Source organism: Zobellia sp. OII3, assembly GCF_002211465.1.
In the GTDB taxonomy this organism is placed as follows: domain Bacteria; phylum Bacteroidota; class Bacteroidia; order Flavobacteriales; family Flavobacteriaceae; genus Zobellia; species Zobellia galactanivorans.
In genome coordinates this window covers 14,918-29,531 of record NZ_MWRZ01000011.1, presented here as the reverse complement: position 1 = coordinate 29,531, position 14,614 = coordinate 14,918, and the positions used below count along the sequence as shown (strand labels likewise).

Annotated in this window: 13 protein-coding genes; 5 read left to right on the top strand and 8 right to left on the bottom strand. The window is 42.1% G+C overall.

Annotated elements, in window-relative coordinates; genetic code table 11:
- Positions 1-277: 277 nt before the first annotated feature.
- The 3 genes from rlmD to B4Q04_RS19780 are packed head-to-tail and all read left to right on the top strand — an operon-like array spanning position 278 to position 2,988.
- Positions 278-1,687: a 23S rRNA (uracil(1939)-C(5))-methyltransferase RlmD gene (gene rlmD, locus B4Q04_RS19790; RefSeq protein ID WP_088697827.1), complete on the top strand. Its 1,410-nt coding sequence runs from the start codon at positions 278-280 to the stop codon at positions 1,685-1,687.
- A gap of 4 nt (positions 1,688-1,691) precedes the next feature.
- On the top strand, positions 1,692-2,180 hold the full coding sequence (locus tag B4Q04_RS19785) for a DUF6452 family protein (protein WP_088697826.1): 489 nt from the start codon (positions 1,692-1,694) through the stop codon (positions 2,178-2,180).
- Positions 2,161-2,988, top strand: coding sequence for a DUF6048 family protein (locus B4Q04_RS19780; RefSeq protein WP_013994462.1), 828 nt, complete (start codon positions 2,161-2,163; stop codon positions 2,986-2,988). Before B4Q04_RS19785 ends, B4Q04_RS19780 begins: the two co-directional genes overlap by 20 nt.
- A gap of 32 nt (positions 2,989-3,020) precedes the next feature.
- On the opposite strand, the gene B4Q04_RS19775 is transcribed toward B4Q04_RS19780, so the two are convergent.
- On the bottom strand, positions 3,021-4,193 hold the full coding sequence (locus tag B4Q04_RS19775; protein WP_046287519.1) for a class I SAM-dependent RNA methyltransferase: 1,173 nt from the start codon (positions 4,191-4,193) through the stop codon (positions 3,021-3,023).
- Positions 4,194-4,398: 205 nt separating this feature from the next.
- Between B4Q04_RS19775 and B4Q04_RS19770 the strand changes: the two genes are divergently transcribed.
- Both B4Q04_RS19770 and B4Q04_RS19765 read left to right on the top strand, forming a co-directional pair.
- A complete protein-coding gene (locus B4Q04_RS19770) occupies positions 4,399-5,070 on the top strand; it encodes a ZIP family metal transporter (RefSeq protein WP_013994460.1) in 672 nt (223 codons plus the stop codon).
- A gap of 1 nt (position 5,071) precedes the next feature.
- On the top strand, positions 5,072-5,500 hold the full coding sequence (locus B4Q04_RS19765) for a DUF4268 domain-containing protein (RefSeq protein ID WP_013994459.1): 429 nt from the start codon (positions 5,072-5,074) through the stop codon (positions 5,498-5,500).
- Positions 5,501-5,502: 2 nt separating this feature from the next.
- Here the strand turns inward: B4Q04_RS19765 and uxuA are convergent, their stop codons facing one another.
- The 7 genes from uxuA to B4Q04_RS19730 form a co-directional block, all read right to left on the bottom strand.
- Positions 5,503-6,702: a mannonate dehydratase gene (gene uxuA, locus B4Q04_RS19760; protein ID WP_088697825.1), complete on the bottom strand. Its 1,200-nt coding sequence runs from the start codon at positions 6,700-6,702 to the stop codon at positions 5,503-5,505.
- Position 6,703: 1 nt separating this feature from the next.
- Positions 6,704-7,522 (bottom strand): SDR family oxidoreductase, encoded by an 819-nt coding sequence (locus B4Q04_RS19755; protein ID WP_088697824.1) that lies wholly within the window; start codon positions 7,520-7,522, stop codon positions 6,704-6,706.
- Between the two features lie 2 nt (positions 7,523-7,524).
- Entirely contained in the window at positions 7,525-8,904 is a 1,380-nt protein-coding gene (locus B4Q04_RS19750) for a putative oxidoreductase C-terminal domain-containing protein (RefSeq protein WP_013994456.1), read from the bottom strand.
- Positions 8,905-9,025: 121 nt separating this feature from the next.
- Positions 9,026-10,402, bottom strand: coding sequence for a Gfo/Idh/MocA family protein (locus tag B4Q04_RS19745; RefSeq protein ID WP_088697823.1), 1,377 nt, complete (start codon positions 10,400-10,402; stop codon positions 9,026-9,028).
- Between the two features lie 17 nt (positions 10,403-10,419).
- Complete coding sequence (locus B4Q04_RS19740) at positions 10,420-11,613, bottom strand: PmoA family protein (RefSeq protein ID WP_236631057.1); 1,194 nt, start codon at positions 11,611-11,613, stop codon at positions 10,420-10,422.
- 117 nt (positions 11,614-11,730) lie between these two features.
- Complete coding sequence (locus tag B4Q04_RS19735; protein ID WP_088697821.1) at positions 11,731-13,251, bottom strand: sulfatase; 1,521 nt, start codon at positions 13,249-13,251, stop codon at positions 11,731-11,733.
- Positions 13,251-14,585, bottom strand: a complete 1,335-nt coding sequence (locus B4Q04_RS19730; RefSeq protein WP_088697820.1) for an arylsulfatase B — start codon at positions 14,583-14,585, stop codon at positions 13,251-13,253. Before B4Q04_RS19730 ends, B4Q04_RS19735 begins: the two co-directional genes overlap by 1 nt.
- Positions 14,586-14,614 lie beyond the last annotated feature (29 nt).

The following is a 14,614-nucleotide window of genomic DNA, read 5'->3' as shown; positions in this document are numbered from 1 at the left end:
ATTCGAAAATTCAGCGTAGGAGAGAAATCATCCTTGTAGAGCTGCAAACTTAATAAAATTAGTTGGCAGTTATAAAAAGAACCTTGTAAAAAGCGACCAAATGTTTCCTTATCAAGTCTTTACACCTGCATTAAGTCTATATCCCCCCTAATCTAGCCTCCCCTACGGACCTGATTTATACGGTACGGACAAGACAAAAGTCATATTTAACTATTTTTAATAAGTCCGATCGTAACGATAGTTATAATAAATGCATCGGGATGCTTACTTTTGCGGCATGCGAAGAAAGAACAAGCGACAGGTATTCGAAAACGTAGAGGTTGTAGATGCCGGTGCAAAAGGAAAAACTATTGGTAAAGCGCCCGACGGAAGGGTTATTTTTTTGACCAACGCCGTACCTGGGGACATTGTAGACGTACAGACCACAAAAAAGCGCAAGGCTTACTTTGAAGGTGTCGCTACCACTTTTCACAACTTTTCCGACAAACGTGTAGAACCGCAATGTGAACATTTTGGGGTTTGCGGGGGATGCAAATGGCAAGATATGGGCTATGAGCACCAACTTTTCTACAAACAAAAGGAAGTAGAAAACAACCTAAGACGGATCGGACATTTAGAACTACCCGAAATTACACCTATATCGGGTTCAAAAGAGCAGTATTTCTACCGTAACAAGATGGAGTTTTCCTTTTCAGATAGCCGCTGGCTTACCCTTGAGGAAATACAATCGGACAATAATTTTACGGACAAGAACGCGCTCGGATTTCACATTCCCGGAATGTGGGACAAGATCCTAGACATAAAAAAATGTCACCTACAGCAAGATCCCTCCAATGCCATTCGATTGGAGACCCGTGATTTTGCCATTAAAAACGGACTCACATTTTTCAACCCGAGGAATCAGCACGGGCAATTGCGCACCCTTATGATACGCACGGCCTCGACAGGGGAACTAATGGTCATGATACAGTTTTACGAAGACGACAAAGCAAAACGTGAACTTCTGTTGAACCATCTCAAAGCAACTTTTCCCGAAATTACTTCGCTTTTGTATGTAATCAACCAAAAACAGAACGATACCATTTACGATCAAGAAATTGTCTGCTTCTCCGGTCGTGACCATATTTTTGAGGAAATGGAAGGCCTGAAGTTCAAAATCAACGCGAAATCATTTTACCAAACGAACTCGGCCCAGGCCTATGAACTGTACAAACTCACCCGTGAGTTCGCCGATTTAAAGGGAGACGAACTCGTTTACGACCTATATACCGGCACTGGAACCATTGCCCAATTCGTGGCCAAAAAGGCCAAGAAAGTCGTAGGAATAGAATCGGTACCCGAAGCTATCGCCGATGCAAAGGCCAATGCCGAACGTAACGAAATCGACAATGTAGACTTCTTTGTGGGCGATATGAAGAATGTCTTCAACCAAGAATTCATAGAGGCCAACGGTACGCCCGACGTTATCATTACCGACCCCCCAAGGGACGGGATGCATAAAGATGTGGTTCAACAGATCTTGAACATAGCTCCTGATAAAGTAGTTTACGTCAGTTGTAATAGTGCTACGCAAGCCCGCGACCTAGCCTTAATGAAAGATACTTACCAAGTAATAAAAGTACAACCGGTAGATATGTTTCCGCAAACACATCATGTTGAAAATATCGTACTTTTGAAAAAGCTATAGCTTTATGAACAGATTCAAAATACTTTTTATCATCCTATTGGGTATTCTTTCTTTTTCCGCCTGCGAAAAAGACGACATCTGTACCGATTATGATACGCCCCAACTGGTCATTCGTTTTTACGATGTCTTAAACCCTACGGAATTCAAGGATGTACAAAACCTAATTGTCTGGGGTGTTTTGCCTTCCGGAGGAAAAGACACCATAGCCAATGTGGCTTTAGATTCCATTGTCTTGCCCTTGCGGGTAGACGCCAACAGCACGTCATTTGCCCTTTCACGACAGCTTAGCATCGATGACATCAATGTAGATACCCTAACCTTTAATTACGATGTAACGGAACTGTACAAATCTCGGGCCTGTGGCTACATCGCCAATTTCGAGAACTTAACCGTAACCGTAAAACAAGACGACTCGGTCTGGATCCAGACCATAGATGTAGATAACGCACTTATTGAAAACACAGCTTCTGCCCATGTTAAGATATTTCACTAGTCTCTTTTTTCTTTTGGTTATCGCTGTGGGATCCTCACAGAGCGAGCCTATAGACCTGAACAAAAAAGACACCACGGTCTACAAGCAACGTTACGGCCTTAGGGTCGGAGCCGACTTGAGCAGGCTTGTGGTTTCCTTTTTCGAAGACAATTATACGGGACTCGAATTGGTCGGGGATTACCGACTTACCCAAAACCTTTATTTGGCCGCCGAACTAGGGAATGAGAAAAAAACGATAGGCACCCCCCTCGGCGCATTGGTCGATAGTGAAGATGGCGACCTGTACAACTTTACCACATCGGGTAGTTACATCAAACTAGGGATAGACTATAACACCTATGGCAATTGGTACGGTGAACAAAACATGATATACATTGGCGGGCGTTACGCTTTCAGTACGTTTAGCCAAGAATTGAACGCTTATAAGATTTTTGACACCAACCGTTATTGGAACCCTGACGATTTTGCCGTTGGCACCGATGCCCTTGGCAAATACGAAGGCCGCAATAAGTCTTGGTTGGAGTTTGTTGTTGGCCTCAAGGCTGAAGTATTGCGAAACCTCTTTTTTGGGGCGAGTGCCCGCCTAGGCATCTTAATAACCAACAAACGCCCCGAAAACGAGCTTGATGACCTTTTTATACCCGGCTTCAACAAAGTTACCGATGGCAGTCGTTTTGGCGTAGGCTATAATTACTCCATTAGTTACCTGATCCCGCTCTACAAAAAGAAGAACGAGCCAAAAAAGAAAGAGGTACAGCCCGAACCTGAGCCGAAGCCCGAAGCCAAGGAACGTCCGAAAAGACAATAGTTTTAAGCATTGTGGGGAAGCCCTGCCCTGCCCTACTCTTCCTTATTCTTGTTCATATACTTGGCCTTCTTACTGCCTTCGTACATGACATACTTTACCAAGCGTGACTCAAGGTGGCTGTTGAATACCTTTATTTTTCGTGAGGGGCGTAATCCTACATATTTGAGGGCCTCCATATTGGAGGTGATGAACCAAGCTTCAGTACCGGGATATTTTTGCTTTAAGGTATCACCTATAGAAGCGTAAAAATCTTCCATATCTAAGCTCAATCGCTCGCCATAAGGAGGATTGAAAACCATGTGCAATTTACCTTCGGTGAACTTTTCCGTATCGAAAAAATTCTTTCGTTCGATGCTTATATATTCAGAGAGGTTGGCATTCTCTACATTATCAATGGCCTTACGGACCGCCGATGGCGCCTTATCGTAACCGACAATCTTATAGTGGAATTCGCGAACCTTGTTCAAGCTTACCTCAACGATCTTGTCGAACAGGTCTTGATCGAAATCATGCCATTTTTCAAAGGCAAATTCCTTTCTGTTGATATTTACCGGAATGTTACAGGCGATCATAGCCGCCTCGGTAAGCATGGTACCACTACCACACATGGGGTCTAGAAAATCGCATTGCCCGTCCCATCCACTCATGAGTAAAAGACCTGCCGCCAACACTTCGTTGATCGGTGCTATATTGGTAGCGGTACGATAACCCCTTTGGTGCAAAGACCTTCCCGAGCTATCTAAAGACACATTACAATGCTCGTTATGGATGTGAATGTTGATCCGTACATCAGGAAACTTGACATCAACATTGGGTCGACTGCCGTCCATATCCCTAAACTTATCTACAATCGCATCTTTAACCTTTTGCGACACGTAGAGTGAATGTGTAAAGTTATCGGAATTGACCGTAGAGTCTATAGCAAAGGTGGTATCGACCGAAAGGTACTCGGCCCAATCCATTGCATAGATCTTTTTATAAAGTTCATTTTCGTTACGAACCGAAAAAGAATGAATAGGTTTAATGATCTTTATAGCCGTACGCAAACATAGATTGGCCTTGTACATAAAGCCGGTGTCGCCTTCAAAAGCTACGTTTCTTACCCCTTCTACTACATTGCCGCCACCGAGGTTACGGATTTCCTTGGCCAAAATCTCTTCGAAACCAAAGAGGGTCTTGGCGACCATTTTAAAATTTTTACCCATGTCTTATTCTAAAGTTGCCGCAAAAATACAGTATTTTAGCCGGAGAAATACGAACCCGCCCTCTGCTTTCTAAAATGCCGTTCGCCCTTTCGTTATCGGAAGGATAAAAATCGTATTTCAGAAAATTAAAAAAAGTTGGTTTCGTCAGTGTAATTAGTACCACAATTCTAAGACTAAGAGCCTCGATAAAAATGATTTTCCGTTAATGAATTACGCCTTACCCATTTTTGCCGTTCTACTGAGTTTTGCCTTTGTTTACATCGTAAAACCCACGAACCGAAGTCATTTTAAGCTACTTCTTGCCTTTAGTGGCGCGTTTTTGCTGGCCTTGACCTTGTTCGAACTGTTTCCGTCGGTGTACGAGTATGGCAACCCTAAAGATGTGGGCCTATTTGTTATGCTGGGGATTTTGTTCCAGATTTTTTTGGAGTTCTTTTCCAAAGGGGCCGAACACGGCCATGTTCATCTAGATGCCGAGAAAGAGTTGTTCCCATGGTTATTATTCGGCAGTCTCTGCCTTCATTCGTTTCTAGAGGGATTTCCTATACACGACCACGACACCATCCTTTATGGGATATTGATTCACAAAGTACCTATTGCCGTAATTCTAAGCATCTTCTTACTCAATTCAAAAATACCCTTGCCCAAGGCCTTTTTCTTTATTACCATATTTTCATTGATGACCCCCTTGGGCAGTTATATCGCCGACCACGCGGAATGGGCCACGACCTACTTCGCCTATATCAATGCACTGGTCATAGGTGTGTTCTTGCATATTTCCACGGTTATACTCTTTGAAAGTTCTGAGGGCCACACCTTCAATCTTCGCAAGATAATCGCTATTATTTTCGGCATTGCAATCGCATATTTTCTATAGGATGTTCAGCAAAGCGGAATCAAAAAAATTACGGGAAGACTTCTGGATCGCCTTTGGGAAATCGTATCCCAGAAAATGGATATTGTACAACACCAAGGTGAAAGGCCTCGCCTTTAAATTTCATTTCGATCTGAAAAAAGCCATGGTTTCCATAGATATCGAAACCGATGACCTAGAAAGGCGTATCACCCTTTGGGAGAAATTTCAATCCCTGCAATCCCTGCTCCAATCCGAAGAATACCTTCCCGACGCTGTTTTCGATGAAGCCTTTTTTCTATCGAACGGAAAAGAAATTTCAAGAATATACGTCACCTTGGAAAACGTGTCGATCCACAACAAGAACACTTGGCAAGAAACCATGATCTTTCTAAGCCAACACATGGCACGAATAGAACTGTTCTTTCAAGACTTCAGGGAAATTATCGAATAGGCTCAAGAAAGCTTCATACGGTGACGAAGTCCCTTCTCCAAGCCCGTAAGTTGGGCCATGCCCAATGCCCTTCCGATAAGTGAATAGCCCGGGTAGAAATCACCCTGCCGTTTTTTATCATCCAACAATACATGACCGTGGTCGGGCCGTAGCGGAATGGCCACATCGGTTCTACCGGAGCCTTCCCGTTTCAACTGCTCTTTTATAAGGGCTTCCATTACCTCATCCATCATCACCGAACCATTGAGATGCTCGGCTTCGTAAAACGCGCCACTCGGGCTCAATTGTACATTCCTTAAATGGATAAAATGAATACGATCGCCAAAATCTTCAATGACCTTCACCAAATCGTTATTAGGCGAAGCACCTAAGGAACCCGAACAAAAGGTAAAACCGTTATGCAGTGAGGGGTAACAATCGCGAATAGACTTAAAATCCTCGTAAGTCGAAGTTATTCTTGGAATCCCGAAAACCGAAAAGGGGGGGTCATCGGGGTGAATGGCCATATGGATACCCAACTTTTCCGCCTCTGGCAATATGGCTTTAAGGAAGTAGGCCAAATTCTCTTGAAGCCCGCTTTTTGAAATTTGGCTTACCCTTGCCAAATTCTCCTTGAAAGCGGACATTTGAATAGCTTCTTTGCTTCCGGGTATACCCGCAAGAATAGCATTTTCCAGTGCCTGTTTTTCTTGGGCGGACAAGCTTTTAAAATACGCTTCCGCCTGACCTACCACACTCGCCCCATATACTTCAGCTGCATTCTTTCTTTTTAAGATATAGAGATCAAAGGCCGCAATGGCAATTGGGTCATAACGTAAACTTGATGTTCCGTTGGGCAATTGGTAATCTAGATCGGTACGCGTCCAATCTATAAGCGGCATAAAATTATAGCAAATTGTATAAATATTGTGCTGCGCCAGGTTCTTCAAGGTTTGAATATAGTTCCCTATATACATATCCCTTTCCGGAAGGCCGTATTTAATGGCATTGTGGATGTTAACGCTCTCTACCACCGACCATTCCATACCGTGCCGCACGATTTGATTCTTTACGTCGGCAATGGCCTCTACGGACCACACCTCACCCGTAGGTATACTGTGGCAAGCCGTAACGATACCTTCGGCACCCAATTGTGCTATATCGCCCAAGGTCACCCCAAAATCGGGCCCGAACCATCGGTAAGTCTTCTTTAGGTAGTCCATATCAAACTCCGGTAAATGAATTGAAACCACCGTCTACATCATACACGGTTCCCGTTACAAAGGAGGAAGCTTCACTCAAAAGGTAATGCACCATTCCATTGAGTTCCGACGCATCCCCAAATCGGTTCATAGGGGTTTTCGCCAGTATTTTTTTGCTTCGCTCCGTATAGGAACCATCTTCGTTGATCAAAATCTTTCTGTTTTGATTTCCTATAAAAAAACCAGGAGCTATGGCATTCACCCTAATTTTATCATTGAATTTAGTAGCCAGTTCTTCGGCCATCCATTTGGTAAATATATCAATGCCCGCTTTGGCCATGGAATAGCCCAAGACCCTAGTTATAGACTGCTTCGATGCCATGGAGGATATATTGATAATGGAACCATAGCCCTGCTCCGCCATTAATTGGCTCATTACAATTGTGGGGAGTACACTACCAAAGAGATTGAGGTTTACCACTTCTTTGGTGTCTTCCAGTGAGATGTCAAAAATTGTCTGATCCGGTTGCATGGTGGCACCGGGCAAATTCCCCCCGGCCAAATTGATCAAACCATCGATCTTGCCATGGGCTTCCTTTATCTTCTTTCGTAAAAGCACCAGTTCATTTTCCTCCATCACATCCACAACATAAGCCGCGGTACTACCTTCTGAAATGGCGTTTAAGGCTTTACGTTTGGCGTCTAATTTTTCAACCGACCGCCCCAAGAGAATTACTTTGGCCCCATTTTGTATAAGGTATTCCGCTATGGAACCCCCTAAGACCCCAGTGCCCCCGGAAAGGGCTATTGTTTTTTCTTTTAAATCAAAAAGGTCGTTCATATCTAGTTTTTCTTGGCCAATTCGTAGGCCTTGGTGGTCGTATAGTATTTACTGATCATGTTGGGCACTTCCCATTGAGGCAGTTCCCCGGCTTCCATATACTTCAAATAGTTTTCGGTAACCTGGCCAAAATGGGCTTCATGTCCGATTTTAAAAGTATCGGGAATATTGATTTTATAGCTACCGTCTTCCATTCTCTCCATGGTCGTACCTTGAAACTGCCTTGTTATCTTATCGGCGATGGCCTTGTTCAACACCTCTTCAAATCCGTCTTTTTGATGGGGTACGACGTACAAGGTAGGTTTGTAGCCCTCTTCCTTTCCTTGTTTGATGATCAGGTCGCTTTTGGTGCCCCGCATGATACTATAATGCGTATCGCCCGTGCCTTCAGGTGCTTGATAGTTCCAGATTACCGATACCTTGGCATGTTTGCCATTGATTTTATAGACCATTTCACCATTACAGAACACATTCAGTTTATCATCCTTTATATCCTTTTTTAAATACTCAGGATAGCCATCAAGGCCTGTGACTTTCTGGAATTCGTCGGTGGTAAGTACGGTAGGCCAACGTTTGGCCTTTACCATTTCAATATTATTGGTATCTATAATTTGATTAGGGAAAGCTTCCCATTGTACCAAATCTACCAAGTGGGTCGTAACATCAACGATGCCTTCCCCCTCTTCGTTTACGTCAAAAAACCAAGCCGGACGCACTAGGGGCTGGCCGGAAACATACTTAAAAAAGTGATGCACACTTTCCTTACTAATAGCCGGTTCTTCGGGCGTACCGTCCACTAATTCCCCGAAAACATCGGGCAATGCGGAAAAAGTTTTTTGCATTAATGTGGTAGACTCGAATCGTTCGGTCATAATATCGTAGATCAACACCCCGTTCTTCTCTGCAATATCAAAAGCCTGTTGCAGTTTTTTGAATCCCTCGGGGTTAATAACCAAAGGCTTATCGGCATACACGTTCAATCCTGCCTTTACCGCCTCAAGTACGTAATCTATTTTTTTACTGTTCTTACCGGCAACGATCATAACATTACCCGGTTTATCGGCGATCATTTTTTCGAGATAGTCATCGCCTAAGTATTTTTCGACTTTCCAGGCCGTGGGTGACTCTTCGCGAGAATTATAACTGTTTATCTTGTTCAAAAAATCTTTTACTTCAAGACCATCGGGGGCAAAAAGATAAATGGTGGAATCAACTTGGGGGTACATTTTTTTCTGGACCAAGGCAGCGTGAAAATGACCGGGATCTAAAGTCATTAATTTCACCCTGTTCGTTGTCTTTGCTTCGACCATTTTAGTATCCGTTTTTTTTTCGCCACATGCGATGCTGAGCAGTAAAAGTAAAAATGCGATTTTATTTTTCATGTAATCACCTGTTTGTATCGCCCTAGACCGAAAACCGGTTCAGGCGTCTTTTTCTTTCTATTGAATAAAAACGTTGAAATTGTTTAAAAAGCCCGTTCGAAAGGAACGGGCTCTTTGGGTTTTAGTATTTTACATAATCCGTTCCGTAAGGTTTTCTTTGCTCACGGTGTAGCATGGCATTGGCCTCGGCGTCATTGATAAAGACTTCCTTATCATAATCCCATTCCAGTTTTCTATCGAACTGCATGGCGATGTCACTGATCAAGCAGATGGTACAGGCCTTATGTCCTTTTTCTATTGGTGAAATAGGAGCCTTTCGGGTCTTGATACAATCTAACCAGTTTCCATGTTGGTCATCAATTTTTTCTAGGTGGATTTCATTTTCACCGATTACCGATTCCAAAATCTTGGGATCGGAAGCATTTAAAGCCTTACTGCTCTTTTCCTTATCCACTGGATCAGTGGCGGAAGCTTGGTAAGAACCGCGTGAAACGAAAATCCATCCATCCGTACCTTCGTAGCGGATACCGTTAGTATACCCTCCACTGGTGTATACCGTAATACCATTATCATACTCGTGTTTTACAAAGAAATCGCCATGTACGTTCCACAGACCCGATTTTGGGAATTCGGCCAAAGCCTCTACGGAAATAGGCCCACTTAATTCGGTATTCATACCCCATGCCGCGGAATCATAGTGGTGCTGTCCCCAGCCTGTAATCATTCCGGCACCATAATTACGCGAACGCAACCAGCCCGGTCTACTATATCCGTCTTGGGGATGTACCCCTATCTCGGTATACGGTACTTCTGGGGTAGAACCCAACCACATATCAAAATTCAAATTTGGAGGTACGGGCATTGCAGGTGCTTCAGGACCTGCAGGATCGCCCGGCAAACCGATTTTAACGGTATGAATTTTACCAATACGACCATTTCTTACCAATTCTGCGGCAATCCTAAATTGCGGCATGGCACGTTGCTGTGTTCCGACTTGTAAAATGGCCCCTGTTTTCTGAACAACCTCACGCAATTGTTGACCTTCCCTAACGGTTAAGGAAGTAGGTTTTTGAACGTAGATGTCCTTTCCGGCCAAGGCAGCTTCCATTGCCGGTTGGGAATGCCAATGATCGGGTGTACTGATCACTACCGCATCAATATCTTTATTCAAGAGCATTTCGCGATAATCATCGTATATTTTTGTTCGGTTATATTTGGCCTTGCCTGTCTTTTTTTGATAAAACCCATCAACTAAGAGCTTCGCATCTGCCGCCCTTTTGGAGTCAACATCACACACCGCCAAATAATTAGCTTGGTCAAAACGAATGGTATCATGAATATCATGGTCTCTAGCAATACGGCCACAACCGATCTGCCCGATGTTTATTTTATTACTTGGTGCATTCTTGCCCAGTACATGGGCCGGTACAATGCTAGGAAACCCCACCAAAGCGGCGGTACTTAAAGCTGTTCTGTTGATAAATTTTCTTCTCTCCATCGTTGTATTTGGTATTTCTAATTATTGATTATATCTATATTGGGTTGTTGGGCAAACGATTGCCAGTACGCTTCGGCTTCCTCGGCTTTCAATGCTCCGTCAAAAACTACCATTCTGTAGTTCAATTCATATTTTTGACCCGGTTCTATCTTCCATCCTTCATGCCGTATCGGACAAAATTCAAAGAACATATCGCCCCTGCCCCCATTGGCATCTATAGGCCATATCCGCATGGGTTCGGGATGTTTTCTGTTGTTAGGGTGACTCATAAATAAAATGCCATTTGTCCCCTTCCCGTCCGATGATGCTCCCGATACAATACACCATCTGGCATTGGTGCCATCCGCCGTTAAACGGTCGTTGCCCTTCGAAGTCAGCACCGTACAATTATCGGCCTTCCACCTTTCGTTAAAACGTAGCCCCAGTCCACCACCATAGCGGTAGGCCTCAAACAAAATTCCGTTTTTCAAGGGCGTACCGAACTCGCTTTTGTAATCGAGCATATAGCGGTCAGGCCGGTTCAAGTTCCATAAACGCACTTGCAAATCTTCGTTCAACGCCACTTGGGGCTCTTTTTTGGTCTTAAGATCAATATGTTCTTGAGCTGCGGTAAACGAGGCATAGACATCGCCCGATTCCACATTTTTAAATTCCTTAAACAGAACCGTTCCCATACCTTCTCCCAAGTTCCAAAAATCGACGCGTTCCCCATCGACTTGGGTATGGGTCCATGGCCCCCATAGTCCATAATGATGGTAATGATCCTCAGGCTGGATTCGGGTTAGCGTATCGCCCTTTGGGGTGATAATCGGATGAATATATCCGGATTTTTTAAAAATGGAATCCACTCCTTTCGGCGGATAGGTCATTTCATAGCGATAGGAAACAGCAGGCTTATTTTGAAAGCCCAGCTGTAAACTACCATTTTTCTTTTTTTCTGAAATACCATTTTCAGATTTTAACGAAGATAATCCGTTCTCCAAACGAAAGTTTAAGAGACCCTCATTATTGTTTCCCATCACCGGAAGGAACCAGATTTTATGTTGTTGCCGGTCTACCTGAAAAGGAAGCTCTATGCTTTCTTTTCCATCTTCCTGAAAAAGAACCATAGCTTTTTCTATATCTATTTGAGCTTTTTGGGCCCCGGTCAAACCAAAACTGACCGGCCGTGTTAGAAAAACCCCGTCACCTTTTACCAATGTAAAGCGCATTGACTTTTTGGTATTACAAGACCAAAAGGTCGAAATAAGAAAAAAAAGAGCAATTGTACGCATAAGCAACAGTATAGATGACGGAATTTTAACAAAAACTAACTCAACTAAATCACATTAATTTAAGGTGTATAAACCCGTATTTCCTTTTTCCAAAAGTGGCATAAGCGTCTTTACTACCTCTGGTTTCTTTAACGCCACATTTTCTGTTTCTAAAGGGTCTACTTTATGATCATACAATTCTATTATTGGCTTTTCATCTCTACAATACTTGGTTATACGGAATCTTTTTTCTCGCATTGACATCCCTTTTTTAAAATAACTATATGCTACATCATTCTCAGTTATAGCATTTTTATCTTCGAATAATTCTGCAAAACTTTTTCCGTCTATTTCGATATTATTATCAGCTTTACATAATTCCAAAAGAGTAGGATAAATATCCACAGTTTCAATTATCGTGTTAATTTTACCTGTGTTTTTAGCAGGAACTTTTATTATTAAAGGACTTCTTAATGCCGTTTCAAAAAGTGTATGTTTACCCCACACTCTGTCGTTACCTAAATGCCACCCATGGTCTCCCCAGATTACAATTATTGTATTATTACTAAGACCCAGAGCTTCTACTTGATTGACCAAACGACCAACTTGTGCATCAACATAACTAACTGCAGCATAATAAGCATGAATCAATTTCCTTGAATAGTCATCGCTCAAAGGATGGTCTAAACTAGCTATCTCATCCGTAAGTTGATATCCATTAAATTCGCCACTATTATGTAGACTAGTTTTACTAATCCTTTTAGGAATAAGCGAGTCTGGAGCAATTGGAATTTTTTCTCTATCATAAAGGTCCCAATATTTCTTTGGGGCGTTAAAAGGCAAATGGGGTTTAAAAAAACCTACGCCAAGAAAAAAAGGTGCATCAATACCTTTTAACTCCTTTAGTTTATCTATTGCAAGTTTAGCCGTAAGCCCATCAGGATATCCTTCATCTTCTACATTTCCCGCTTCATATGGTTTCACCTGTTTTTTCATACTTTGCCGGTTCTCACCATCTTCATACCCAAAGAAAGCATTCCAACCTGTATTCCACTTGCCGCTGTCAAAAAGGTACTCATCCCAACTGTAAGGAAGCTCTCTTTTTGAAGATGGCTGTTCTTCATAACCATAAACTAAACCATCCGCCGAATGACTTAATTTACCCATCCCAACCGTATAATATCCCTTTCTTCTTAACTGATGAATGAACGACTCCGGACGGTCTTTCTCTGGCTGATCAGCAACATCTTTTTCAAAAACATCATTCGAGAGGTGCTTTATTGCTCTGGGTCTTAATCCTGTCATTAGACTATATCTAGATGCGCCACAAGTTGGTACCTGAACAAAATGATTGTTGAAAAGTAAACCCTCATTTGCCAATGCGTCTAAATTAGGTGTTTGAATAATTTTATTCCCATACGCACCCAATTCAGGTCGCAAATCATCTATTGCTATAAAAAGTACATTAGGTCTACTCTCCTCAATCAATACTGGTTCTATAAAAGAATCTGTTTCCCAAAAACCTGATAATGATAACACAACGAATACACAGACCGATAAAGCAATTTTTGTGTTAAAAAAACTTATCAACTTCATTATAACTTATCGTTTTGCTTTTGCTTATCAAACCTCAAAACAAGGTCATTTAATTTTAGACTTTCTGATGAAGCTAAATTTTGGGCTTCATAAGGATCATTTTCTAAATTGAATAATTCCCATTTAGAATAAACCCCATTATTTTTCTTTCTAACAATTTTCCAATCACCATATCTTAAACCTTCCCAAGTTCTGTTCTCTCCCCAGACAAAATAGAACTCTCTTTTGTCGTCCACTTCATACTGGGATTCTATGGACTTCCACATATCAACTCCTTCCCAATTGTATTTATCCTCTCCTTTATAGTCTAAAAGGTCCGCGAGAGTTGGCATCCAATCAATAACATGCATTGGTGTTTTTAACTTGTATGGCTTTAATTTTGCAGGCCAATTAACGAAAGCCGGGACTCTCATTCCTCCTTCATAAATATCTATTTTCCAACCTCTCATAGGGTGATTAAAACTAAATCTACTCAAGGCAGGGTCTGGTGCAGGATAAATATCTCCTTTGTGAATTCTCCAAGCACCATTGTCCGAAGTAAAAATAATAACTGTATTTTCTCGAATACCAGCATCATCTAGCGCTTGAACAACTTGACCAACGGCATCGTCTAGATGAGAAACAGCTGATGCCATTAACCTTCTATCGTCCCATTGGATATGCTTATTCATTTCATTCCATTTTGGGTCTTTTTCCACTAAAGGAACATGTACAGCATGAAAAGGGAGGTATAAAAAGAAAGGTTTGTCTTTATTCTTATGGATATATTCTACAGCTTCTTTCCGGACTAAATCTGTAACATGACCTTCTTCCTCTACCAATTCATGGTTCCTATGCCAAGTAATTGAGTACGGTTTTTTTGTTAGTGTATATCTGTGGTCATACATTCCAACAGCTCCCGCATAAGAACCATAACTATAATCAAACCCATGATGTTTAGGCCCCCATTGTTCTAGACACCCCATATGCCATTTACCCATAATAGCCGTCGTATACCCCATATCCTTAAACATATGGGGCATGATTTGGGTTCCTATTGGATATGTTTCTTCATTATGGGCTTGTGCATTTTTAGCGCTGATTCTAGTGGGGTATTGACCTGTCATTAGAGCCACCCTAGTAGGTGTACACTGAGGTTGAACATAATGATAATCTAGCTCAACACCTGTTTTTGCTAATTTATCTAAATTAGGACTTCTTATTTCAGAATTATGGTACCCTATATCTGCCCACCCCATATCATCGGCAACAATGAAAACAATATTAGGTTTTTGCTGAGCAGAACCAATAGTCGAAAATATAGCAAAACCACAAATACATATTAAATTTTTCATAATAAAAATTTACAACTATAAAATATACT